Source organism: Methylobacterium haplocladii (genome assembly GCF_007992175.1).
Taxonomy (GTDB): domain Bacteria; phylum Pseudomonadota; class Alphaproteobacteria; order Rhizobiales; family Beijerinckiaceae; genus Methylobacterium; species Methylobacterium haplocladii.
In genome coordinates this window covers 181,481-201,534 of the sequence record NZ_BJZT01000005.1, presented here as the reverse complement: position 1 = coordinate 201,534, position 20,054 = coordinate 181,481, and the positions used below count along the sequence as shown (strand labels likewise).

The 20,054-nt window shown below is 68.5% G+C and carries 20 protein-coding genes; 6 read left to right on the top strand and 14 right to left on the bottom strand.

Annotation, left to right across the window (positions count from 1 at the left end):
• Positions 1-31: 31 nt before the first annotated feature.
• Positions 32-1,855 (bottom strand): phosphogluconate dehydratase, encoded by a 1,824-nt coding sequence (gene edd, locus MHA02_RS03130; protein WP_147076502.1) that lies wholly within the window; start codon positions 1,853-1,855, stop codon positions 32-34.
• Between the two features lie 140 nt (positions 1,856-1,995).
• Positions 1,996-3,012 carry an Hsp33 family molecular chaperone gene (locus MHA02_RS03125; RefSeq protein WP_147076501.1) on the bottom strand — a complete coding sequence of 339 codons (1,017 nt, stop codon included), beginning with the start codon at positions 3,010-3,012 and terminating at the stop codon, positions 1,996-1,998.
• A 264-nt stretch (positions 3,013-3,276) separates the two neighbouring features.
• Between MHA02_RS03125 and MHA02_RS03120 the strand changes: the two genes are divergently transcribed.
• Positions 3,277-3,528, top strand: coding sequence for a hypothetical protein (locus MHA02_RS03120; protein WP_147076500.1), 252 nt, complete (start codon positions 3,277-3,279; stop codon positions 3,526-3,528).
• A 112-nt stretch (positions 3,529-3,640) separates the two neighbouring features.
• On the opposite strand, the gene gmk is transcribed toward MHA02_RS03120, so the two are convergent.
• The 4 genes from gmk to MHA02_RS03100 form a co-directional block, all read right to left on the bottom strand.
• A complete protein-coding gene (gene gmk / locus MHA02_RS03115) occupies positions 3,641-4,312 on the bottom strand; it encodes a guanylate kinase (RefSeq protein ID WP_147076499.1) in 672 nt (223 codons plus the stop codon).
• 36 nt (positions 4,313-4,348) lie between these two features.
• Complete coding sequence (locus MHA02_RS03110) at positions 4,349-5,224, bottom strand: YicC/YloC family endoribonuclease (protein WP_238180331.1); 876 nt, start codon at positions 5,222-5,224, stop codon at positions 4,349-4,351.
• A 157-nt stretch (positions 5,225-5,381) separates the two neighbouring features.
• Positions 5,382-6,779, bottom strand: coding sequence for an endolytic transglycosylase MltG (mltG, locus tag MHA02_RS03105; protein WP_147076498.1), 1,398 nt, complete (start codon positions 6,777-6,779; stop codon positions 5,382-5,384).
• Positions 6,780-6,952: 173 nt separating this feature from the next.
• The gene (locus MHA02_RS03100) at positions 6,953-8,734 is read right to left on the bottom strand and encodes a hypothetical protein (RefSeq protein ID WP_147076497.1); all 1,782 of its coding nucleotides are present in this window, start codon (positions 8,732-8,734) and stop codon (positions 6,953-6,955) included.
• Positions 8,735-8,926: 192 nt separating this feature from the next.
• Here MHA02_RS03100 and MHA02_RS03095 point away from each other — a divergent pair, with 192 nt between their 5' ends.
• The 3 genes from MHA02_RS03095 to MHA02_RS03085 all read left to right on the top strand — a co-directional run bounded on the left by MHA02_RS03095 (position 8,927) and on the right by MHA02_RS03085 (position 12,950).
• Positions 8,927-10,135 carry a glycosyltransferase family 87 protein gene (locus MHA02_RS03095; protein WP_147076496.1) on the top strand — a complete coding sequence of 403 codons (1,209 nt, stop codon included), beginning with the start codon at positions 8,927-8,929 and terminating at the stop codon, positions 10,133-10,135.
• Positions 10,136-10,239: 104 nt separating this feature from the next.
• Positions 10,240-11,277, top strand: a complete 1,038-nt coding sequence (locus MHA02_RS03090; RefSeq protein WP_147076495.1) for an NAD-dependent epimerase/dehydratase family protein — start codon at positions 10,240-10,242, stop codon at positions 11,275-11,277.
• 170 nt (positions 11,278-11,447) lie between these two features.
• Complete coding sequence (locus tag MHA02_RS03085; RefSeq protein WP_147076494.1) at positions 11,448-12,950, top strand: NAD(P)/FAD-dependent oxidoreductase; 1,503 nt, start codon at positions 11,448-11,450, stop codon at positions 12,948-12,950.
• A gap of 208 nt (positions 12,951-13,158) precedes the next feature.
• Here the strand turns inward: MHA02_RS03085 and MHA02_RS21970 are convergent, their stop codons facing one another.
• The 6 genes from MHA02_RS21970 to fabD form a co-directional block, all read right to left on the bottom strand.
• Entirely contained in the window at positions 13,159-13,314 is a 156-nt protein-coding gene (locus MHA02_RS21970) for a hypothetical protein (RefSeq protein WP_170248990.1), read from the bottom strand.
• A gap of 188 nt (positions 13,315-13,502) precedes the next feature.
• Positions 13,503-14,765 (bottom strand): beta-ketoacyl-ACP synthase II, encoded by a 1,263-nt coding sequence (gene fabF, locus MHA02_RS03080; RefSeq protein WP_147076589.1) that lies wholly within the window; start codon positions 14,763-14,765, stop codon positions 13,503-13,505.
• Positions 14,766-14,859: 94 nt separating this feature from the next.
• Positions 14,860-15,096, bottom strand: a complete 237-nt coding sequence (locus tag MHA02_RS03075; RefSeq protein ID WP_147045707.1) for an acyl carrier protein — start codon at positions 15,094-15,096, stop codon at positions 14,860-14,862.
• Between the two features lie 374 nt (positions 15,097-15,470).
• Entirely contained in the window at positions 15,471-15,884 is a 414-nt protein-coding gene (locus tag MHA02_RS03070) for a GIY-YIG nuclease family protein (protein WP_170248988.1), read from the bottom strand.
• A gap of 139 nt (positions 15,885-16,023) precedes the next feature.
• Complete coding sequence (gene fabG / locus MHA02_RS03065) at positions 16,024-16,764, bottom strand: 3-oxoacyl-[acyl-carrier-protein] reductase (protein ID WP_147076492.1); 741 nt, start codon at positions 16,762-16,764, stop codon at positions 16,024-16,026.
• An 11-nt stretch (positions 16,765-16,775) separates the two neighbouring features.
• Entirely contained in the window at positions 16,776-17,708 is a 933-nt protein-coding gene (fabD, locus tag MHA02_RS03060) for an ACP S-malonyltransferase (RefSeq protein ID WP_147076491.1), read from the bottom strand.
• Between the two features lie 247 nt (positions 17,709-17,955).
• Between fabD and MHA02_RS03055 the strand changes: the two genes are divergently transcribed.
• Entirely contained in the window at positions 17,956-18,318 is a 363-nt protein-coding gene (locus tag MHA02_RS03055; protein ID WP_147076490.1) for a DUF6894 family protein, read from the top strand.
• 55 nt (positions 18,319-18,373) lie between these two features.
• Positions 18,374-18,604 (top strand): DUF6894 family protein, encoded by a 231-nt coding sequence (locus tag MHA02_RS03050; protein ID WP_147076489.1) that lies wholly within the window; start codon positions 18,374-18,376, stop codon positions 18,602-18,604.
• On the opposite strand, the gene MHA02_RS21965 is transcribed toward MHA02_RS03050, so the two are convergent.
• A complete protein-coding gene (locus MHA02_RS21965; protein WP_170248986.1) occupies positions 18,567-18,725 on the bottom strand; it encodes a hypothetical protein in 159 nt (52 codons plus the stop codon). The genes MHA02_RS03050 and MHA02_RS21965 overlap by 38 nt on opposite strands.
• Positions 18,726-19,145: 420 nt before the next feature.
• Positions 19,146-19,868 carry a carbonic anhydrase gene (locus tag MHA02_RS03045; RefSeq protein WP_147076488.1) on the bottom strand — a complete coding sequence of 241 codons (723 nt, stop codon included), beginning with the start codon at positions 19,866-19,868 and terminating at the stop codon, positions 19,146-19,148.
• Positions 19,869-20,054: the final 186 nt, after the last annotated feature.

The window sequence follows — 20,054 nt, the reverse complement described above, 5'->3', positions numbered from 1 at the left end:
TCGCTGCGCTCGCAATGACGGGCTTGCGCCCTCACAGCCCAGCCGCCGCCAGCATCGCGGACGCGCCCTGCTCCGCCCCGTCGGCGCCGTGGCGCATGAAGGCGAACAGCTCGCGGCCGGTGCCGAGGCCGGCAGCGGGCGGATGCGCCTCTTCGCGCGAGTTCCACTCGGCGGGATCGACCAGCGCTTCGAGAACGCCGTCCTCGGCCGAGAGCCGGATGACGTCGCCGTCGCGGATGCGGCCGATCGGGCCGCCGCCGACGCCCTCGGGGCTGAGATGGATCGCCGCCGGCACCTTGCCCGAGGCGCCGGACATGCGGCCGTCCGTGACGAGCGCAACCTTGAAGCCGCGATCCTGCAATACGCCCAGAGGCGGGGTGAGCTTGTGCAGTTCCGGCATGCCGTTGGCGCGCGGACCCTGGAAGCGGACCACGACCACGACGTCCTTTTCCAGCTCGCCCGCCTTGAAGGCGGCGATGACGTCGTCCTGGTCGGAGAAGACGCGGGCCGGGGCTTCGATCGTGCGGCGCTCGGGGGTCACGGCGCTGGTCTTGAAGGTGGCCCGGCCGAGGTTGCCCTTGACCAGCCGCATGCCCCCGTCCGGCTGGAACGGGTTGGCGGGCTTGCGGAGCATGGTGTCGTCGAGGCTGTCGGCGACGGCGTCCTCGTAGACGAGGTCGTCACCGGACAGCTTCGGATCGCGGGCGTGATCGCGCAGGCTGGCGCCGGAGACCGTCAGGATGTCGTCGTGCAGCATGCCGGCATCGATCAGCGACGCGATAACGTAGGACATCCCGCCCGCCGCGTGAAAATGGTTCACGTCGCCCGAACCGTTCGGGTAGACGCGGGCGATCAGCGGCACCGCGCCCGAGAGCTGGTCGAAATCCTCCCAGTCGACGACGATGCCGGCGGCGCGCGCCATGGCCGGGATATGGATCGCGTGGTTCGTCGAGCCGCCCGTGGCGAGCAGGCCGACGATGGCGTTGACGATCGCCTTCTCGTCGACGCAGCGGCCGAGCGGGCGATAGTCGTTTCCACCCCAGCCGATCTCGGTGAGCCGGTGGACGGCGGCACGCGTCACCGCCTGACGCAGCTTCGTGCCGGGATTGATGAACGAGGCGCCGGGCATGTGCAGGCCCATCACGTCCATCATCATCTGGTTGGAATTGGCGGTGCCGTAGAAGGTGCAGGTGCCGGCCCCGTGATAGGAGGCCGACTCGCTCTCCAGGAGCTCAGCGCGGCCGACCTTGCCCTCCGCATAGAGCTGGCGGATGCGCTGCTTCTCCTTGTTGGCGAGGCCCGAGGGCATCGGGCCCGCCGGGATCAGGATCATCGGCAGATGGCCGAAGCGCAGGGCGCCGATCATCAGGCCGGGCACGATCTTGTCGCAGATGCCGAGCAGCGTCGCGCCCTCGAACATGCCGTGGCTCAGGCCCACTGCCGTCGAGAGGGCGATGGCGTCGCGCGAGAACAGCGACAGCTCCATGCCGCGCTGGCCCTGGGTGACGCCGTCGCACATGGCCGGGGTGCCCCCCGCGACCTGCGCCGTCGCCCCCACTTCGCGGGCGAACAGCTTGATCTGCTCGGGGTAGCGTCCGTAGGGCTGATGGGCCGAGAGCATGTCGTTGTAGGCGGTGACGATGCCGATGTTCATCGCCCGGCCGGCGATGATCGCCTTCTTGTCCTCGCCGGACGCCGCGAAGCCGTGGGCGAGGTTGCCGCAGGCGAGCATCGGGCGGTGGACGCCGGCCTCGCGTTCGCGGTCGATCAGGTCGAGATAGGCGCGCCTCGTGTCGCGGGAGCGCGTGACCACCCGCTCGGTGACGGCTGCAATCACAGGGTGAAGGTCGGTCATGCGATCCAAGCCTCGCTCGCGGATCCGGCACGGAGGCCCTCTTGCAAGATCGAGGCGAGCAAGATCGGGGCGAGGGCCGGTGCGTCGGCCGATGATCCGTTCCGTAGCATGGAACGAATCCAGGTAGGATCACACCCCCGTCAGTGCAGGCGCTCCGGGGATTCCGGCGCCGCCTCGGCCTCGGCCGGATCGACGACGTAGCGTTGCGAGCAGAACTCGCAGGTGATGCCGATCTTGCCGTCGTCGGCGACCATGTCGCGGCGCTCGGCTTCCGAGAACGACCGGATCATGCCGAGCACCCGCTCGCGCGAGCAGCGGCATTGCTCGACGAGGGGCTGCGCATCGAACACCCGCACGCCCCGCTCGTGGAAGAGGCGATAGAGCAGCCGCTCGCTCGACACCGCGGGATCGACGAGTTCGTGGTCCTCTACCGTTCCCGCGAGCGAGCGCGCCTCGGTCCAGGCATCGTCCTCGGGCAGGTTCGTTTCGTCGAGCAGGGCGTGGCCCTCCGGGGCGTCCCCCGGCGGCAGGTCGGCCTGCCGCATCCGCTCGGGCGAGGACGGCAGGAACTGCATCAGCAGGCCGCCGGCGCGCCAGCGGCTCCCGCCGCCCTCGACCTGCTCCGCCACCGCGAGCCGCACCCGCGTCGGGATCTGCTCGGACTGCCGGAAGTACTGGTGCGCGGCCTCTTCCAGGCCTTGGCCCTCCATGGCGACGACGCCCTGGTATCGGCTCTGGCTCGGCCCCTGGTCGATGGTCATGGCGAGATGCCCGTGGCCGATCAGGTCCGCGGCCTTGGCCTTCGCGCCGAGTGCGGTGACGCGGGCCTCGTCGAAGCGGGCCGTGGCGCGCAGGCGGTCGGGTGCCTCGAAATCGACGACGATCATCTCGACCGGCCCGTCGGTCTTGGTCTGGAGCTGGAAGCGCCCCTGCGATTTCAGGGAGGCGCCGAGGAGCGCCGTCAGTGCCGCCGCCTCGCCGAGCAGCCGCGCCACCGGATCGGGATAGCCGTGACGGCGCAGAATCGTGTCGATCGACGGCCCGAGCCGCACGGCGCTGCCGCGCAGGTCGAGCGCCTCCACCGTGAACGGCAGGAGCGCATCGTCATTGCCTTCCATGGCGGCAGCCGAGGTGACGGGGGCCTGTCCTGAACTCATGATGTCTCCGTGGGCCGGCTCGAACCGGATCGTGCATGGCACACAGCCCTACGCGCGGGCGGGCGGCGAATCGCGGCGTGCATAGCGGGGGGCGGGCGGCGCGCGCAAATCCGGCGCGCGTCGAGGATATGGGTGGAGGCGCAGGGCTTTGCGAGCCGATTGAGACGGCGCGTCAATGACAGGCGTGCCGCGCCGTGCTTCTTCGGGCGCCGGATCGCGAACGACGCGGCCCTCGCATCACGCTCTGCCCGGAGTTCCCCCGCGATGAAGATCGCCGTTGTCGCCACAGCCGTCGCGGTGCTCGCCGCCAGCCCCTTCGCGGCCCGCGCCGAATCGTGCCAGGCCGAGATCGGACGCAGGGAAGCGGCACGCCTCGTCGAGCGCTGCCTCGAGGTCTCCCCGGCGACGCGCCCGCCCTGCAACGCCGCGAATGCCTGCTCGCTCATCGAGAGCGAGATCGTGCGCGGCTGCCGAATCACGGCCGAGGACGCCCCCCGCTGGTGCCAGGAGTACTGACGGGCGGACCCGTCCGGCCCTTAGCCACGAGGGAGGGGAGTGCGCCGCGTCTCCGGAACAGCCTCATCCGATCGGCGATGTGGGAACGCGCGCCGGCCGAACGCACGCGGCCTCAGACGAGGCTCGCGGGCTCCGCCAGCATGGCGTCGACGAAGCTGCTGAGCCCCGTGCGCCGCACGCGCTTCAGCCGTTCGGCGGCGAGGATCGATTCCAACGCGTGGAAGGACTCATCGAGGTCGTCGTTGACGATGACGTAGTCGTACTCCTCCCAGCGCTGCATCTCGTTGCGGGCGTTGGCGAGGCGCTTCTCGATGGTAGCCGGCGAATCCTCGGCCCGGCGTTCGAGGCGGTGACGCAACTCCGAAAAGCTCGGCGGCAGGATGAAGACGGTGACGACGTCGGCCTGCAGGCGCTCCCGGACCTGACGGGTGCCCTGGTAGTCGATGTCGAAAATCATGTCCCGGCCGCTTGCCAGGGCCTTCTCCACGGCGCGGCGCGGCGTGCCGTAGCAATTGCCGTGAACCTCGGCCCATTCGAGAAGGTCGTCGCGGGCGCGCAGGTCGTCGAAGGCTTCGCGATCGATGAAGTGATAGTGCTGGCCGTCGATCTCGGATTGTCGCCGCTCCCGGGTCGTCACCGAGATCGAGAGCTCCAGGTTCCAGCCGCCGGCATTGGCGATGTTGCGCGTCAGCGTGGTCTTGCCCGCGCCTGAGGGCGAGGACAGGATCAGCACCAGCCCGCGCCGCTCGATCCGGTGGGGTGTCCCTGCGGTCTTCTGCTTCATCGGTCTCTTGCCGCGAACATCGTCTCGCAAAAAAATTCACTCGACGTTCTGCACCTGCTCGCGGAATTGCTCCACCACGGCCTTCAAGTCGAGTCCGATCCGCGAGAGGGCGATGTCGTTCGCCTTGGCCGAGAGCGTGTTGGCCTCGCGGCCGAGCTCCTGCGCCAGGAAATCGAGCCTCCGGCCGATGGCGCCGCCCTTCGCCAGAAGCTCGCGTGCCGCAGCGAGATGCGCGCGCAGCCGGTCGAGTTCCTCGCGGACATCGGCCTTGGCCGCCAGCAGCACCGCTTCCTGATGCAAGCGGTCCGGGTCGAGGCTGCCGTTCTCCATCAGAGCCGAGACGGCGGCGGCAAGCCGGGCGCGCACCGCTTCCGGCCTGCGGGCGGGGCAGGCGTCGGCGGCCTCGGTGAGGCGCTGGATCTCGGCGAGCTGGCCTTCGACGATCGTCGCGAGCTGTCGTCCCTCGGCGCGGCGCGCCTCGACGAGGTCGGCGACGAGTTTCTGCGCAGCTGCCGCCAAATCGCGGTCGAGCACGTCCCTGTCGGTGCCCGCCTCCTCCTCCGCCTCGATCACGCCGCGGATGCCGAGCAGCCCGTCGAGCGTCGCCGGCCCGAGGCCGGGTGAGAGCGGCACGCGGGCGACGGCGGCGGCGAGGTCGGCGAGCAACGCCTCGTTGATCCGCACTCGCGGCGTCGCTTCCGGCCTCGTGAGATTGAGCGAGAGCTGGCACTGCCCGCGCGCGAGTCCCTTCTGGAGCGCCGCGCGGGCGGCCTCGCCCGGTCCGTCGAAGCCGTTCGGCACACGCACGCGCACGTCGAGGCCGCGTCCGTTGACGGCGCGGACCTCCCAGACCCACTGCACCGGACCCGTGGTTCCGGCGGCACGGGCGAAGCCGGTCATGCTGGCGATCATGATGTCGGGCGAAGCCTCGGTTCGTAGCGGCATTCGTTGCGAGCGCCCAGGAAGGGCCGGCTCATAGCAGTCGCGCAGGCCTCGCTGAAGGCGAAGCTGGATACGCTTCGTCCGGGCCGACCGTCGAGAGGCGACTGCCGCCGCCGATCGCGACCGATCACGGGTTCTTCATCTGCGGAACGGTCTTCGGCGAACTCAGATCGTAGCTGCGGTTCTTGAGGGGATCGAGCTTGGTGCCCTCGGAGGCGTCGAAGGCCTTCGAGCGGCGGCCGTTGGCGTCCACGCCGCCGCCGTCCGCGGCGAAGGTCGCGTTTGAGCCCGGGGCGTAGGCCGAGGCCCGGCCCGGTTGCGCCGCATTCGGCTCCCCTGCGGCCGGGTCGACCTTGTCGACGCCGCCGGCATCGGGCTGCGGCGATTGCTGGCGGGCACGCTCGACCTGCCGCCAGCGGGTGACGTTGCGCTGGTGGCCTTCCAGGCTCTCGGCGAAGGCGTGGCCGCCGGTGCCGTCGGCGACGAAGAACAGGTCCTTGGTGCGTGACGGGTTGGCAACGGCTTCAAGCGCGGCACGGCCGGGATTGGCGATCGGGCCGGGTGGCAGGCCCTCGATCACGTAGGTGTTGTAGGGCGTGGCCCGCTCGATCTCCGAGCGCTGGATGCCGCGCCCCAGCGTCCCGCGTCCGCCGACGAGACCGTAGACGATGGTCGGATCGGATTGCAGCTTCATGCGCTTGTTGAGCCGGTTGACGAAGACGCCGGCCACGCGCGGCCGCTCGTCGGCCCGGCCGGTTTCCTTCTCGACGATGGAGGCGAGCGTCACCATCTCGGCGGGCGTGCGCACCGGAACCTCGGGGCTGCGGCGCTGCCAGATCTGGTTCAGGACCTCGCGCTGCTTGGCGCGCATCAGGTTGACGATCTGCTGGCGCGTGGCGCCGCGCTCGAACTTGTAGGTGTCGGGCAGCAGCGCGCCCTCGGGCGGGATCTCGTTGATCTCGCCGGCGAGGATGTCGTTCTCGTTGAGGCGGCCGACGATCTGCTCGCTGGTCAGGCCCTCGGGGAAGGTGATGGCGTGCTGCACCTGCCGGCCCGAGGTCAGGGTGTCGATGGTCTCGTCGATGCTGGCATGCGCCTTGAAGACGTATTCGCCGTGCTTGAGCGGACCCTTGCCGCGGAAGCGGGCGGCGAGTTCGAACAGCGTGGTGTGGTTGATCACGCCCTCGCGGCTCAAGGTCTCGGCGATCTCGCTGGTGCCGCTGCGGTTCGGGATCACCACGACCTTGTCGTTGGCGAGCGGCCCCGGCTCGCGGAATTCGCGGTTGACCAGGGTCAGGCCGATCATGGCGCCGATCGCCAGCACGACGGATAGGGTGAGCAGGCCGCTGATCAGTCCGAGCAGGCCGCCGCGTTCGCGGCCGGGTTCGTCCGGCGGCGGAGGAGCGGCGGTGGGCTTGAGCGCCTCGCTCGGGCTGCGCGGCGAGAGCCGCTGCGGCAGCGCCGGGCCGCCCTCGTCCTCGGAACCCGCCGGCACGGGCGGGGTCGTCTTGCTTCTGCGGAACATGAAGAATCCTGCTCTCGACTCGCGCCGTCGGCCCCTGGTCCCGGCTGGCCGGATCCTGTCGGATCAACGCGGGCGCGAAGGCACACTCTGACGCGATTTTGTGGCGAAAATCGAGTTCGGGCGCCTGCGTAACCTCGGGGCAACAGCGACGCCCGAACCGAGGCGAAGGCCGTTCAGCGAATCCGCCACGCCTTGAGGGCCGAGCCGTCGAGGGGAATCGGATCGAGCCAGTCCGCCGCCGCCTCACCGCGCGCGAGCCGCGCCGCAAAACCCGTCTGGTCCTTGTCGGGACACAGGGCGAGGTACGTCGCGCCGGTCGCCGTGGCCTGCCGGTGGATCTCGTCCTCGCTGCCCCCGGCGACCGCGAGCCCAGCGATCAGACCGGCGGCGGCGCGGTGATAGGGGGCGGCGACGATGGCGTGGGAGGTGTGCACGAGGAGGTAGGGGCCGAGGTCGATCGGCGCCAGCACGGTGCCGGTCGTCAGCCCGGCGAGCGCGCGGAACGCAGGCGGCTCCGAGCAGGCCTCCGTCTGGTTCGCCGCGGCCGCGTCATCCTTTCGGACGTTCGCCATCTGCTCGACGAGGCGCCCGCCGAGGAGCCAGACCTGGGCGTTGAGTGCGATCACGGCGACCAGCAGCGCGACCCGCGTGCCCGTCCCCTCCGTCGGCCGGCCGCAGACGGTGAGGGCGCGGTCGAGGCAGATGCCGGCGATGACCGGGACGAAGGCGGAGGCGACGTAGAGCCCGCGGAGTTGGAAGCAGGTCTGGATCGCGCCGATCGCGAGGAAGAGGCTTGCGACGACGAAGGGGCGCCGATCGGTTTTCTCCCGGAATGCCAGGATGATGGCGACCAGCGTCGCCACGACGAGCGAGGCGGCGAAACCGAGGCCTTCCGCCGGATGGTCGCGCAGCATCGCCGCCATCGGCTGCATTTCCCGGACCTTGTCGAGCCAGTTCGTGCGGACCGCATCCGGCATCCCGGTGAACGGGCCGTGTAGGCAGGACGGGAACAGGGCGGCGAAGCCGGCAGCCCCCAGGGCGCCGATCGCGATGGCGAGGGCGGCGCGTGACCGGGGTGCCTTCGGCTGGAGGACGAGAGCGCCCAATGCCAGGGCCGAACCGGTGCCGGCGAGCCAGAGCCAGGGCGGCGAGAGGGCGTCGCAGGCATCGGTCGCCCAGAGCGCGGGCGATGTCTGCAGGCCGAAGAGCAGGGTCGCGCCGAACCCGAGGCTCAGGCCGAATCCGAGCAGGGCCGGCAAGGCCGGGCGGCCCGCACGCATCCAGTCGACTGCGACGATCGCACCGGCAAGCGCGATCAACGGCATCGCCTCGAGCCCCACCGCCATCGAGCCGGCACAGCACAACCCGGCGAGCGTGCCCGTCCGCCATGTGCGCAGGGGCTGCATCAAGCAGAGTCCCGCGCCGAGCAGGAAGACGATCTGCAGGTTGTGGTGGTCGATCCGCCCTGGGGCGAATTGCAGTCTCAGCACGATGGTTTGTGTCGCCGCGAAGATCGCGAGGATCGCCGCCCTGCCGTTGGCGAGGGTGCGCAGGCCACGGACGAGCACCAGGGCATAGGCGAGGAACAGCAGCGGCGGCCAGAACGCCGTCGCGATCCGCTCGGCCAGCGATGTCCCGACGAGCGGCGTCAGCCCGGCAATGGCCGCGGCCAGCGGCGCGTCCACCAGCCGCGACCAGTGGCTCGCGACGCCGGCAGGCGGCAGGAAGCGGTGCTGCACCATGTCGAACCAGGATTGGCCGCCGACGAGGTCGCGCACCTCGGCCAGCCGCATGGCGTCGTCGGTGTCGGGCAGGCGCAGGGCGTGCAGAGCCGCGGTGAGGTCTCCGGACCCGAGATAGGACAGGACGCCGACCGCCACGAGCAGCCATGGCACGGCGCGGGAGTCGAGGAGCGAAGGGCCGGCGACCTGCGAAGACAGCGCTGGTGTCGACATGACGGGGCTCCGTTCGAACCCGCGGCGGCACGGCCGATCCGGATTCCAGACGGATATCGCGCGCGCATCCTTAACAGGGCCTCAAGGCCGGTGGTCGCGGGCTCCCTGCGGCGCGGGCGGCCCCCGCAACCGCGCCTTAACCATTTCGCATCCCTGCCGTCGTAATCTTGCCGCGAGCGGAGCTTCGACACGATGCCATCGACCCACGTGAGCACCCGTCAGCGGATCGTCATCGGCGGCGGTCTCGTGCTCTCGCTCGTCAGCTGGCTCGTCGTCAAACCCTGGAACACCATCGGCTGGATGATCGGCGCCCCATTCGGGCGCGACTACGTCAACTTCTGGCTGGCGCCGCGTCTCGTCATGTCCGGAGAGGGATGGCAGCTCGTCAACCTCACGGCCTATAACGACTCGGCGCGGGCGGCCTTCGGCCTGGGGCACGATCCCGGCCTGGTCTTCGTCTACCCGCCGCACGCCTTGCTGTTCCTGGCGCCGCTCGCGCTGCTGCCCTTCCTGCCGGCGGTGTGCCTCTGGACGGCCGTCAATCTCGCGGCGCTCGGCGCGACCCTCCGGTTCTGTGGCGACCGCAGCCCGATACCCCGCGCGACGCTCGCATGGGTCGTGTGCCTGTCGCCGGCCGCAGTGGCGATGATCATCTACGGCCATTTCGGCGGCCTTCTCGCGCTCGCCAGCACCCTGGTCATCGTGGAGGGAGAGCGCCGCCCCTGGCTCGCGGGCTTCTGCCTCGCCTGCCTGACGGTGAAGCCGCAATTCGCCGGCATGCTCGGCTTCGTCCTTCTGTGCGGCGGTCGCTGGCGTTGCCTTCTCCCGGCCGCCCTCTGCACGCTCGCCCTCGTCGGCCTGTCCTTTGCGGCGTTCGGGTTCGAGCCGTGGCGGCGCTTCGTCACCCTGACGGTCCCATTCCAGAGCGCGGTCGTGAGCGAGTTCCATGCGAACTGGATCATGACGTCGGTCACGCCCTACTTCACCGCTCGATTCTTCGAAGTGCCGGCCGCGCTGGCCTGGGCGATCCAGGGCGTCGTCGCCGCGCTCGGTCTCGGCGCGGCAATCCTGGCCCTGCGCAGTCGCACCGAGCGGCCGGTCGTGCTGACGGTGGTGCTGCTCGCGGTGATCGTCAGCCAGCCCTATGCGAGCCACTACGATCTGGCGGCCGTCGCCCCCGCCCTGTCTCTGCTCGTGCTCGACGACGAGGCCGCGTCCGAGCGGCCGCCCTTCGCGCTCCTCGCCTGGCTGCTGGTTCCGCTGGCCCGGATTCTCGCCATGGCCGGAGCACCGGTGATCTCGGTGATCCTAGTCGCCACCCTCTGGGTCGAGAGCCGCCGCCTGCTCGCCGGTTGGCGGTCTCCGCTCCGCGCCGCAGCGTCGGTGCCGGCGGCAGGCTAGCGCGCACACCATCGCGGCCGGCAGGCCCGCCGTCGTCGCACCGACTCCGCACTCTACGCCGCACGCCGCTGCAGCCAGCGCGCGCGTCCACAGGAAGACATGGCATGGCACAGGTTCTGGTCACGGGCGGCTCGGGCTTTCTCGGCTCGCTGCTCGTCCGCGAACTCCTCGATCGCGGTCACGCGGTCACGAACATCGACCTGCTGCCGTGCGGGCAGCGACATCCCAACCTCGATTCCATCGTCGGCGACATTCGCGACCGGGCGCTGCTCGACCGGCTCATGGCCGGGCGCCGCCACCAGGTCGTGTTCCACTGCGCCGCTCTGCTCGCGCACGGCTCGCTGAAGGAGCGCGAACTCTGGTCCGCCAATGTCGAGGGCACGCGCACGCTCGCCGCGGCGGTGGCCGGGGCAGGGATCCCGAGCCTCGTCTACATCTCCAGCAACTGCCTGTGGGGGCAGGGCTTCGACCGTCCCGTGCGCGAGGACGACGCGCCAGCGCCCTGCGAGATCTACGGAGCCAGCAAGTGGGAGGGCGAAAAGATCCTCGCCGACCATGCCGGCAATTTCCGCTCGACCATCATCCGCTCGCCGACGATCATGGACGAGGGCCGGCTCGGCCTGCTCGCGATCCTGTTCGAGTTCATCGCCGAAGGCCGCCGGGTCTGGGTGGTGGGCGACGGCTCGCACCGCTACCAGTTCATCTACGCACGCGACATGATCGCGGCGATGCTGCTGGCCTGGGAGCGGGGGACGCACGGCGTGTTCGGCATCGGCTCGGACAACGTCGACACCATGCGCGGCACCTTCGCCCACGTCATCGCGCAATCCGGCAGCGGGGCGCGCATCGGCTGCCTGCCGAAGGCGCCGACCATCCTGGCGATGAAGGCGGCGCACGCGCTCCGGGTCTCGCCGCTCGGCCCCTACCATTACCGCATGATCGCCGCGGACTTCGTCTTCGACACCACGCGCATCAAGGCCGAACTCGGTTGGCGCCCGACGCTGACCAACAGCGAGATGCTGCTGCGGGCCTATCGCTACTACGCCGCGAACCGGGCCGAGATCGCCGCCCGGCAGGACGTTTCGGCCCATCGCCGCTCGGCCGACATGGGCGTGATCCGCCTCCTGAAATGGGTGTCTTGAACGCGCCCTCGGCCGGAGCGTAAGCCGCACCGGCTTCGGGCGTGGTCGGCTGCGGCCGGCGGTGGTGAATCGTTAGCGTAAGCACTTCCTTAACAGCCGGCATGACAGTCTTTCCTCACGCGGCAGGCCCGAGGAAGAGGCCGCCATACGATCGTCAGCCGGAGCCACGGATGAGCCACCACACCGAGACGCTCGTGATCGGCGCCGGACCGGCCGGGCTGACGGCAGCCTATCTGCTGGCGAAGGAGGGCCGCGAGGTCACGGTGCTGGAGCGCGACCCGGCCCAGGTCGGCGGTATCAGCCGCACCGTCTCGCATGACGGCTACCTGTTCGACATCGGCGGCCATCGCTTCTTCTCGAAGTCGAAGGCCGTGGTCGACCTCTGGGACGAGATCCTGCCGAACGACTTCATCGACCGCCCCCGCCTCTCGCGCATCTTCTACAAGGGCAAGTACTACGCCTATCCGCTCAAGGCCTTCGAGGCGCTGAGGAACCTCGGCGTCATCGAGAGCGCGGCCTGCGTTCTCTCCTACGCCTATGCGCGCGTCCGGCCCGTCAAGCAGCCGAAGACGTTCCACGAGTGGGTGCGCAACCAGTTCGGCGAACGACTGTTCTCGATCTTCTTCAAGACCTACACCGAGAAGGTCTGGGGCATGTCCTGCGACGCGATCTCGGCCGATTGGGCCGCGCAGCGCATCAAGGGCCTCGACCTCGCCTCCGCCGTCATCGACGGAGTCTCCCGTTCGCTGGGCCTGCGCCGCAGACAGAAGGCCGGCGGCCCGGTCATCAAGACCCTGATCGAATCCTTCCGCTATCCCCGCCGCGGCCCCGGCATGATGTGGGAGGCGGCCGCAGAGAAGACCCAGGCGAACGGTGGCAAGGTGCTGCTCGACCGCGGCGTCGAGCACCTGAGCTGGGACGCCCGACTCGGACTCTGGACCGTGACCGCGCGGCGCGGCGACGGCAGCCTCGAGACGCACACCGCCCGCAACCTCGTCTCGTCCGCCCCGATCCGCGAACTGGTCGACGCGATCCGGCCGACGCCGATCTCGATCTTCAACGCCCGTGCCCTGAAGTACCGCGACTTCGTCACCGTCGCCCTCATCGCCAAGGCGCGCGAAGACTTTCCGGATAACTGGATCTACATCCACGACCCGTCGGTAAAGGTCGGCCGCGTCCAGAACTTCCGCTCGTGGTCGCCGGAGATGGTGCCGGATGCCTCCCGTACCTGCCTCGGCCTCGAATACTTCTGCTTCGAGGGCGACGGGCTCTGGAACGCGCCGGATTCCGAGCTCGTGGACCTCGCCAAGCGCGAGATCGCCCAGATCGGCCTGCTCACCGAGGACGACGTAATCGACGCCTGCGTCGTGCGTCAGCCCAAGGCCTACCCGGTCTACGACGAGGACTACAAATCCCACGTCGCCACGATCCGGCGCGACCTGGAACGTGCATTTCCCAGCCTGCACCTGGTCGGCCGCAACGGCATGCACAAGTACAACAACCAGGACCACGCGATGATGACCGCGATGCTCACGGTCAAGAACATCATCGCCGGCGAGCGGCTGTTCGATACCTGGTGCGTGAACGAGGACGCCGAGTATACCGAGGCCGGGGTGTCGGGCGCGCAGGAAGCGCTCGTGAGCGAGCGGCTGGTGCCGCGGAAGGCCGCGTAGGAAGAGACGGTTTTTCCCGCTCTCGGCAGGGACGCGCGCCAGAAGTATCCGCAGTCGAAACGGCACAGGTCCACTTCAGCGTGTCGGCCGATGTCGAATTGTAGTGTCGCGATATCGGGCGTGATGATCGCTGGCCCGCTTCACCACGGTCTGAGGGATGGCAAGTGGCGCGCTTGACGGCAAGCGCGCCCAGATGTTGCGTGGGCCTTTACTGGCCGCCGCCGCCCGAGCTGTTCGACTTCGGCTTGTTGTTCTCTTCGGCGTTCCCCGAGGCTGCCGACGAGCTGTTCGGATCGCGGCCCTGTGCGAGCGCCGGTCCGGCCAGTGTAAGCGCCAGAACGGTCAGTGCAGCAAGCTTACGCATCGGTTTTTTTCCCTCTGCCGGTCATGTCGGCGAGGAACTGAAACCATTCGACGTGGGGTTGGTTGCCTGATCGCGCACCAAGTGTACGGGAACGTACTGATCCCGCCGGGCATTTTTCCGAGAATGCACCCATGGACCGCGTGGCCACGGGCCGCGATCTCAGGGGTCTAGCGTTCGGCGAGCAGCGCTCAATCCACCCGCCGCATCACCAGCGACGCGTTCGTCCCGCCAAATCCGAACGAATTCGACAGTACCACGTCGACCTTCTTACGCTTGGCCTCGTGCGGCACGAGGTCGATCTCGGTCTCGACGCTCGGGTTGTCGAGGTTGAGCGTCGGCGGCATCACACCGTCGCGGATGGTGAGCACCGAGAAGATCGCCTCCACCGCGCCGGCGGCGCCGAGAAGGTGCCCCACGGCCGATTTCGTCGAGGACATCGCGACCTTCGAGGCGGAGTCTCCGAGCATGCGCTCGACGGCCTTCAGTTCCAGTTCGTCGCCGGCCGGCGTCGAGGTGCCGTGGGCGTTGATGTAGTCGATCTCGGACGGCGCGATGCCGGCGCGCTTGAGCGCGGCGACCATGCAGCGGTAGCCGCCGTCGCCGTCGGGCGAGGGCGAGGTGATGTGGTAGGCGTCGCCGGAGAGGCCGTAGCCGACGACCTCGGCGTACATCTTGGCGCCGCGCGCCTTGGCGTGCTCGTACTCCTCCAGCACCACGATGCCGGCGCCCTCGCCCATCACGAAGCCGTCGCGGTCCTTGTCGTAGGGCCGGGAGGCGCGAGTGGGATCGTCGTTGAAGCCGGTGGAGAGTGCCCGGCAGGCGGCGAAGCCGGCGAGCGCGAGGCGGTTCACCGGCGATTCGGTGCCGCCGGCAACCATCACGTCGGCATCGCCCAGTGCGATCAGCCGGGCGGCGTCGCCGATGGCGTGCGCGCCGGTGGAGCAGGCCGTGACGACGGCGTGGTTCGGGCCCTTCAGGCCATGCGCGATCGAGACCTGGCCCGAGGCGAGGTTGATGATGCGTCCGGGAATGAAGAACGGGGAGATCTTGCGCGGACCCTTCTCGTGGAGGGTGATCGACGCTTCGTAGATGGTGCCGATGCCGCCGATGCCGGAGCCGATCAGAACGCCGGAGGCATACTGGTCCTCGTCGGTCTTGGGGTGCCAGTCGGCGTCGTCGAGGGCCTGGCCGGCGGCGGCCATGGCGTAGACGATGAAGGGGTCGACCTTCCGCTGCTCCTTCGGCTCCATCCAGCGATCCGGATTGAAGGTGCCGTCGGAGCCGTCGCCGAGGGGGATGGTGCAGGCGATCCTGCAGGCGAGATCGTCGACCTCGAAGGCGGTGACCTTCGAGGCGCCGCTGTCGCCGGCCACCAGACGGCTCCAGGCATGCTCGACGCCGCTCCCCAACGGCGAAACGATTCCCAGCCCCGTCACGACCACCCGACGCATCATGCTATCCCGAACCGATCCCCGTCATCACCGGAAACGCCCGGAGCGGGAGACCGGTTCGACCCGCCCGGGCGTCGTGTGTTGGAACTCGGCCTTATGCCGAGTTCTTCTCGAGGAACTTGATCGCATCGCCGACCGTCTGGATGGTCTCGGCGGCGTCGTCCGGGATCTCGACGTTGAACTCTTCTTCGAACGCCATCACCAGCTCGACCGTGTCGAGACTGTCGGCGCCGAGATCGTCGATGAAGTTCGCGCCTTCGGTCACCTTCTCGGGCTCGACGCCCAGGTGCTCGACGACGATCTTCTTCACGCGCTCAGCGATATCGCTCATCGTTTTTTGTCCTCGTCTTCTCGGATCGATGGTGAAGGCGCCGTGGCCACCCGTCCCGCTCAGGGGATCTTCTTCAGGTAGCCGGTGTCCGATCGCGCGTGTTCTCGCAAGCCGTAACCCGCTGAACCGTCAACTCCCCTCGCACGGCTGAGCCGGGTGTTAACACAGGGCTTTGGCTCTGGCGAGAGCCGGTTCAGAAACCGTTCATCGCCGTGGTTTTCGGGTCATTCGCGACCTAATTTCGATGCTGCGGGGCATTGAAATCCGCACGCTCGCGCTTCGCCCCTGACGCTGCGTACCTGTTCGCGAGACCAGCAGCAAAAGGTCTTCATACTGGCGGATACGCGTGACCCTGCGAACCGGCGCTGGTGCCCTCATGTCGTATTGAAATCGTTGTATGGGGAGCCGCATACCACGCTTACATAAATTTCAAGGAGGCACTGTCGCGTCGGATCCAACTCCTCGACAAAACGAAACTCCATCCGCCGCACCCGCTCAATTGCGTCTGCGAAAGCCTTGGCGAATGTCGGATCTTGGAGCATCCCGGCTCGTGATGTCGGACCAGCTTTATAAGTCGCCTTAACGAAGCCGGTCGCATGACGCGCGAGCTTGTAGGCAAATGGCGCACCGTTGTGGCCGCTGTAGACACGTGTGTGCTGTCTGTAACGCTTACGTACGTCGCGTGTCCGGCCAACATATAAGCTTTTCGCATTTTCACTGAAAAGATAGATGCCAGACCCCCGGTAATGGGCGGGCAAAACACCGTCCGACATATGCGCCTGAGTCATCAGAGCCTCGAACTTCGGGTGCAGGTCTTCAGTGAAAGCGCGAAAAGTCTCGTGCATAATTGAGCCGACGCGCTCCCATCATCGCAGCCAGAAAGATGTGGAAACTTTCTATCGTCGAAAATCCATTTGATTTCAACGATTAGTACATCGCCATGCCGCCGTTGACGTGGAGCGTCTGGCCGGTGACGTAGCCGGATTCGTCGGCCGCCAGATAGACCGCCGCCGCGCCGATCTCGGCGCCCGTGCCGAGACGGTTCATGGGCACGCGGCCGAGAATACCCTCGCGCTGCTTCTCGTTGAGCGCGTCGGTCATGGCGGAACCGATGAAGCCCGGCGCGATGCAGTTCACGGTGATGCCGCGGGTGGCGACTTCGGCCGCGAGCGCCTTGGTCAGGCCGACGAGGCCGGCCTTGGCGGCGGCGTAGTTGATCTGGCCCGCATTGCCGGTGGCGCCGACCACCGAGCCGATGTTCACGATGCGCCCGTGGCGGCGTTTCATCATGCCCCGCGTGGCGGCCCGCGACAGCCGGAAGGCCGCGGTGAGGTTGACCGCGATCACCGCGTCCCATTCCTCGTCCTTCATTCGCATGGAGAGGTTGTCGCGGGTGATGCCGGCATTGTTGACGAGGATGTCGAGCCCGCCGAGCGCGGCCTCGGCCGCCGGCACCAGTGCCTCGACGGAGTCCTTGTCGGACAGGTTCGCCTCGACGACGGCCACCCGCTCCCCGCCGAGTTCCGCCGCGAGTTCGTCGAGCACGGTGCGGCGTGTACCGGAGAGTGCCACATGCGCGCCCTGCGCGTGAAACGCTCGGGCGATGGCGCCGCCAAGACCGCCGGTGGCGCCGGTGACGAGGGCCTTGCGGCCGGTCAGGTCGAACATGGGTGCAGTCCTCAAGCGTAAGCCGCGACGTCGTCGGCCGAGCCGACGGCGCTGGCGGTGGTGGCAGGCGCGATCCGCTTGACCAGGCCTGTCAGCACCTTCCCGGCGCCCAACTCGTAAAAGCGGTCGACGCCCGAGGCCGCCATCGCGGCGACGCTCTCGGCCCAGCGCACGGTGCCGGTGACCTGCGCCACCAGTGCTCCGCGGATCGCCTCCGGATCGCTCAGCGGGCCGGCGGTGACGTTGGCGTAGACCGGCACGGAGGGGGGGCGCATCGAGACGGCCGCCAGGGCCTCGCGCATCGCGTCGGCGGCCGGCCCCATCAAAGCGCAGTGGAAGGGGGCGGAGACGTTGAGCAGGATCGCGCGCTTGACGCCGCGCTTCTGCGCGATCGTCACGGCCCGCTCGATCGCGTCCCTGTGGCCCGACAGCACGACCTGCCCCGCGCCGTTGTCGTTGGCGACGCCGCAGACCTGGTCCTCCGCGGCCTCTTCGGCGATGGCATGGGCGGTCGCGAGATCGGGGCCGATCAGCGCCGCCATGGCGCCCTCCCCCGGCGCCACCGCGCGCTGCATGGCTTCGCCGCGGATGCGCAGCAGGCGGGCCGTGTCGGCGACCGAGAAGGTGCCGGCGGCTGCGAGCGCCGAATACTCGCCGAGCGAGTGGCCGGCGACGCAGGCCGCATCGCGGGCGAGATCGAGCCCGCGCTCGAATTCCAGCGCTCGCACCACCGCGAGACTCGCTGCCATCAATGCCGGCTGCGCGTTGGCCGTCAGCGTCAGTTCTTCGACCGGACCCTCGAACATGATGCGCGAGAGGTTTTCGCCGAGCGCGTCGTCGACCTCGGCGAAGACGTGGCGCGCGGGCTGGGAGATCTCGGCCAGAGCCTTGCCCATGCCGACGACCTGGCTGCCCTGGCCGGGGAAGATGAAGGCTCGCGTCATGACGTCGGGTCCCGTCTCGTGCAGCGTTGCCGCGCCCTTGGCCGACGGGGCGGTGGGCGCGGCCTCAAGGCGCGGCGCACTCGCATCGACGGAGGCGGGTGTCAACGATGCAACGCACAAGCGGACGTCGACCGGGATGCCCATCTCGAATGCCGGCGCAAACGATCGCCGCCGCCATCCGACGCTTCCTTCCGCCACAGGTTGCGATTGCGCGCTATCTAAATCGCCGGCGCCCACCTAGAACGGCGTGATCGTCAGCAACTGCAGTGAGGCGCTGATGCCTGAGAGCGGATCGTGCTCCCGCCTTGACGATGCGGGAGCCGGCATGCCTCGGTTTTTTTTCGATATCGATGACAGCGTTTCCATTCACGACGACATCGGGCAGGATCTCGCCGATCCCACCGCCGCGCAGGCGGAAGCATTCCGGCGTGCCGCCGACTATGGCAGCGACCCCGCCAACCTCAAGACGAGCGGCGTCATCGTCGTGACGGTTCGTGACGGTCCTGTTTCGGAGGTGCTGAAAGTCCGTTTGATCTGCCAGGTCGACGATCGCCGATCCACGCCCGGTGCGAATTCGATGGAAGCGGGATCGATGCCGTATGTCGGATAGTTTGTGATGTGACGCCGCGGGCGTCTTCGCTCCCGGCACGCCACGACACTTCGGTATGGCCCGCTATTTCTTCGACATCAGTGGCAGCATCCGTGTCGACGACCAGACGGGACGCCATATCCCCGATTCGCTCGATCTGCGCATCCAGGCTCTGGCGGAGGCCGCGGGCGTCGCCGCACGGGAATCGCGGCACGGCAAGGAGACGGAGGTCGTGGTGACCGTTCGCGACGCGACCGGGGCTGAATGCCTCAAGGTTCGTCTATTGTCGCAGGTGGACGTTCCCTAGGGGTCAGCATCGGCCGTTCCAGCTCGATCAGCAGCATCTCGACGAGCGTCCGCACCCGCAGCGGCGCGCCCGCACCGACCAGCGTCTCGAGCTCCTGGCAGAGCTTGATCACGTCGGTCATGTCTCTGGGCTCATCCGACATCCTGCCTCGCAAGCTGCGACGGGCATGGACCCGTGCGCCGGGATCAACTTCACGATGGGGCGTAAAGTTACAAGCTGCCATGCCGGCTTTCAACGTCGGCCACCACGGTCGATGTCGCGTGCGGGATCGGATGCTTTCGGTCGAAACCCCGATGTCGCTCGCCGAATCCGCCTCCAAGCGCAGCGGGTCTCGGCTCCGTCGTCTTGAGGCGAGCCGCAATCGGGCGACGAAGCGGCCGCCACGCCGACGGAAAGCGTGCAGATACGTCGAGTATACGACAAGGTGGGACGCCGAGAGCCGTGGCCGATCGCCCTGCAATCGGTCACCGCACCAAGCATCCGGCGAACCGGTTTCGGGTCGGTGGAACCGCTCCGGCGTCGTCTTCATCGCGTCCGGCGGTCAGGCTTCGTCGAAGAAGTCCACACCGCCGGTGTCGAGGCTGTAGGAGGCGCCGACGACGCGCAGTGCCTTGTTCTCCAACGGGTCGATCAGGGCCGGCTCCGAAGCCGTGCGCAGGCGCGAGACGATGCGGGAGACGTTGGCCCGGACGGCGTTCTCGACTAGGTCGCCGGGCTTGTCTTTGATCGAGAGCACGGCGGGGATGATCGGCTCGATCATGCGGCCGATGGCGCCGGGATAGACGGTGTTGTTCTTCACGACGTCGACGGCGGCGAGCACTGCGCCACAGCGGCCGTGTCCCATCACCAGGATCAGCGGTACGCCGAGCTGCGAGATCGCGTATTCGATCGAGCCCAAAGCCGCCGTGTCGACGGTGTTGCCGGCATTGCGCACGATGAACAGTTCCCCGAGCCCGCGCCCGAACAGGATCTCGGGCGAGACGCGGGAATCGGAGCAGCTCACCAGCACGCAGAAGGGCGTCTGGCCGAGCGCGATCTCGATGCGGCGTTCGCGGCCCTGGACGGCCCGCACCGGGCTGTCCGTCGAGAACGATTGGTTGCCGTCCTTCAGCGCCTGGAGAGCCTGATCGGGCGTCATGTCGGTCTTCTTGTGGGACAGGGTCGCGGCGAAGGCGGGGGACGGAACCGAGGTCGCGGCGAAGCAGGCCATGCCGACCGCGCAGCCGCAGCCGAGAAAATGACGACGCGTGAGCGGACGGGTCATGGGAGGCTCCCTGGGGCGGCGCGAGCGGCGCGCCGCGAGATCACTATTCCGCCCCGCGTAGTCCGTGTCCAATGCTCCGTGATGACGATCCCGGGCCAAACCCCCGATCGCGACAGGGTCACGGCGGACCCGAGGCGCTGGCTTCGAAGCGCCGGTGGGAGCGCGTCAGGCGCCAGCTTGTTGCAG

Excerpts from the sequence above, each read along its gene's own strand:
- edd (WP_147076502.1), bottom strand. The coding sequence starts at position 1,855 with ATGACCGACCTTCACCCTGTGATTGCAGCCGTCACCGAGCGGGTGGTC.
- MHA02_RS03125 (WP_147076501.1), bottom strand. The coding sequence starts at position 3,012 with ATGAGTTCAGGACAGGCCCCCGTCACCTCGGCTGCCGCCATGGAAGGC.
- MHA02_RS03120 (WP_147076500.1), top strand. The coding sequence starts at position 3,277 with ATGAAGATCGCCGTTGTCGCCACAGCCGTCGCGGTGCTCGCCGCCAGC.
- gmk (WP_147076499.1), bottom strand. The coding sequence starts at position 4,312 with ATGAAGCAGAAGACCGCAGGGACACCCCACCGGATCGAGCGGCGCGGG.
- MHA02_RS03110 (WP_238180331.1), bottom strand. The coding sequence starts at position 5,224 with ATGATCGCCAGCATGACCGGCTTCGCCCGTGCCGCCGGAACCACGGGT.
- mltG (WP_147076498.1), bottom strand. The coding sequence starts at position 6,779 with ATGTTCCGCAGAAGCAAGACGACCCCGCCCGTGCCGGCGGGTTCCGAG.
- MHA02_RS03100 (WP_147076497.1), bottom strand. The coding sequence starts at position 8,734 with ATGTCGACACCAGCGCTGTCTTCGCAGGTCGCCGGCCCTTCGCTCCTC.
- MHA02_RS03095 (WP_147076496.1), top strand. The coding sequence starts at position 8,927 with ATGCCATCGACCCACGTGAGCACCCGTCAGCGGATCGTCATCGGCGGC.
- MHA02_RS03090 (WP_147076495.1), top strand. The coding sequence starts at position 10,240 with ATGGCACAGGTTCTGGTCACGGGCGGCTCGGGCTTTCTCGGCTCGCTG.
- MHA02_RS03085 (WP_147076494.1), top strand. The coding sequence starts at position 11,448 with ATGAGCCACCACACCGAGACGCTCGTGATCGGCGCCGGACCGGCCGGG.
- MHA02_RS21970 (WP_170248990.1), bottom strand. The coding sequence starts at position 13,314 with ATGCGTAAGCTTGCTGCACTGACCGTTCTGGCGCTTACACTGGCCGGA.
- fabF (WP_147076589.1), bottom strand. The coding sequence starts at position 14,765 with ATGCGTCGGGTGGTCGTGACGGGGCTGGGAATCGTTTCGCCGTTGGGG.
- MHA02_RS03075 (WP_147045707.1), bottom strand. The coding sequence starts at position 15,096 with ATGAGCGATATCGCTGAGCGCGTGAAGAAGATCGTCGTCGAGCACCTG.
- MHA02_RS03070 (WP_170248988.1), bottom strand. The coding sequence starts at position 15,884 with ATGACTCAGGCGCATATGTCGGACGGTGTTTTGCCCGCCCATTACCGG.
- fabG (WP_147076492.1), bottom strand. The coding sequence starts at position 16,764 with ATGTTCGACCTGACCGGCCGCAAGGCCCTCGTCACCGGCGCCACCGGC.
- fabD (WP_147076491.1), bottom strand. The coding sequence starts at position 17,708 with ATGACGCGAGCCTTCATCTTCCCCGGCCAGGGCAGCCAGGTCGTCGGC.
- MHA02_RS03050 (WP_147076489.1), top strand. The coding sequence starts at position 18,374 with ATGGCCCGCTATTTCTTCGACATCAGTGGCAGCATCCGTGTCGACGAC.
- MHA02_RS21965 (WP_170248986.1), bottom strand. The coding sequence starts at position 18,725 with ATGACCGACGTGATCAAGCTCTGCCAGGAGCTCGAGACGCTGGTCGGT.
- MHA02_RS03045 (WP_147076488.1), bottom strand. The coding sequence starts at position 19,868 with ATGACCCGTCCGCTCACGCGTCGTCATTTTCTCGGCTGCGGCTGCGCG.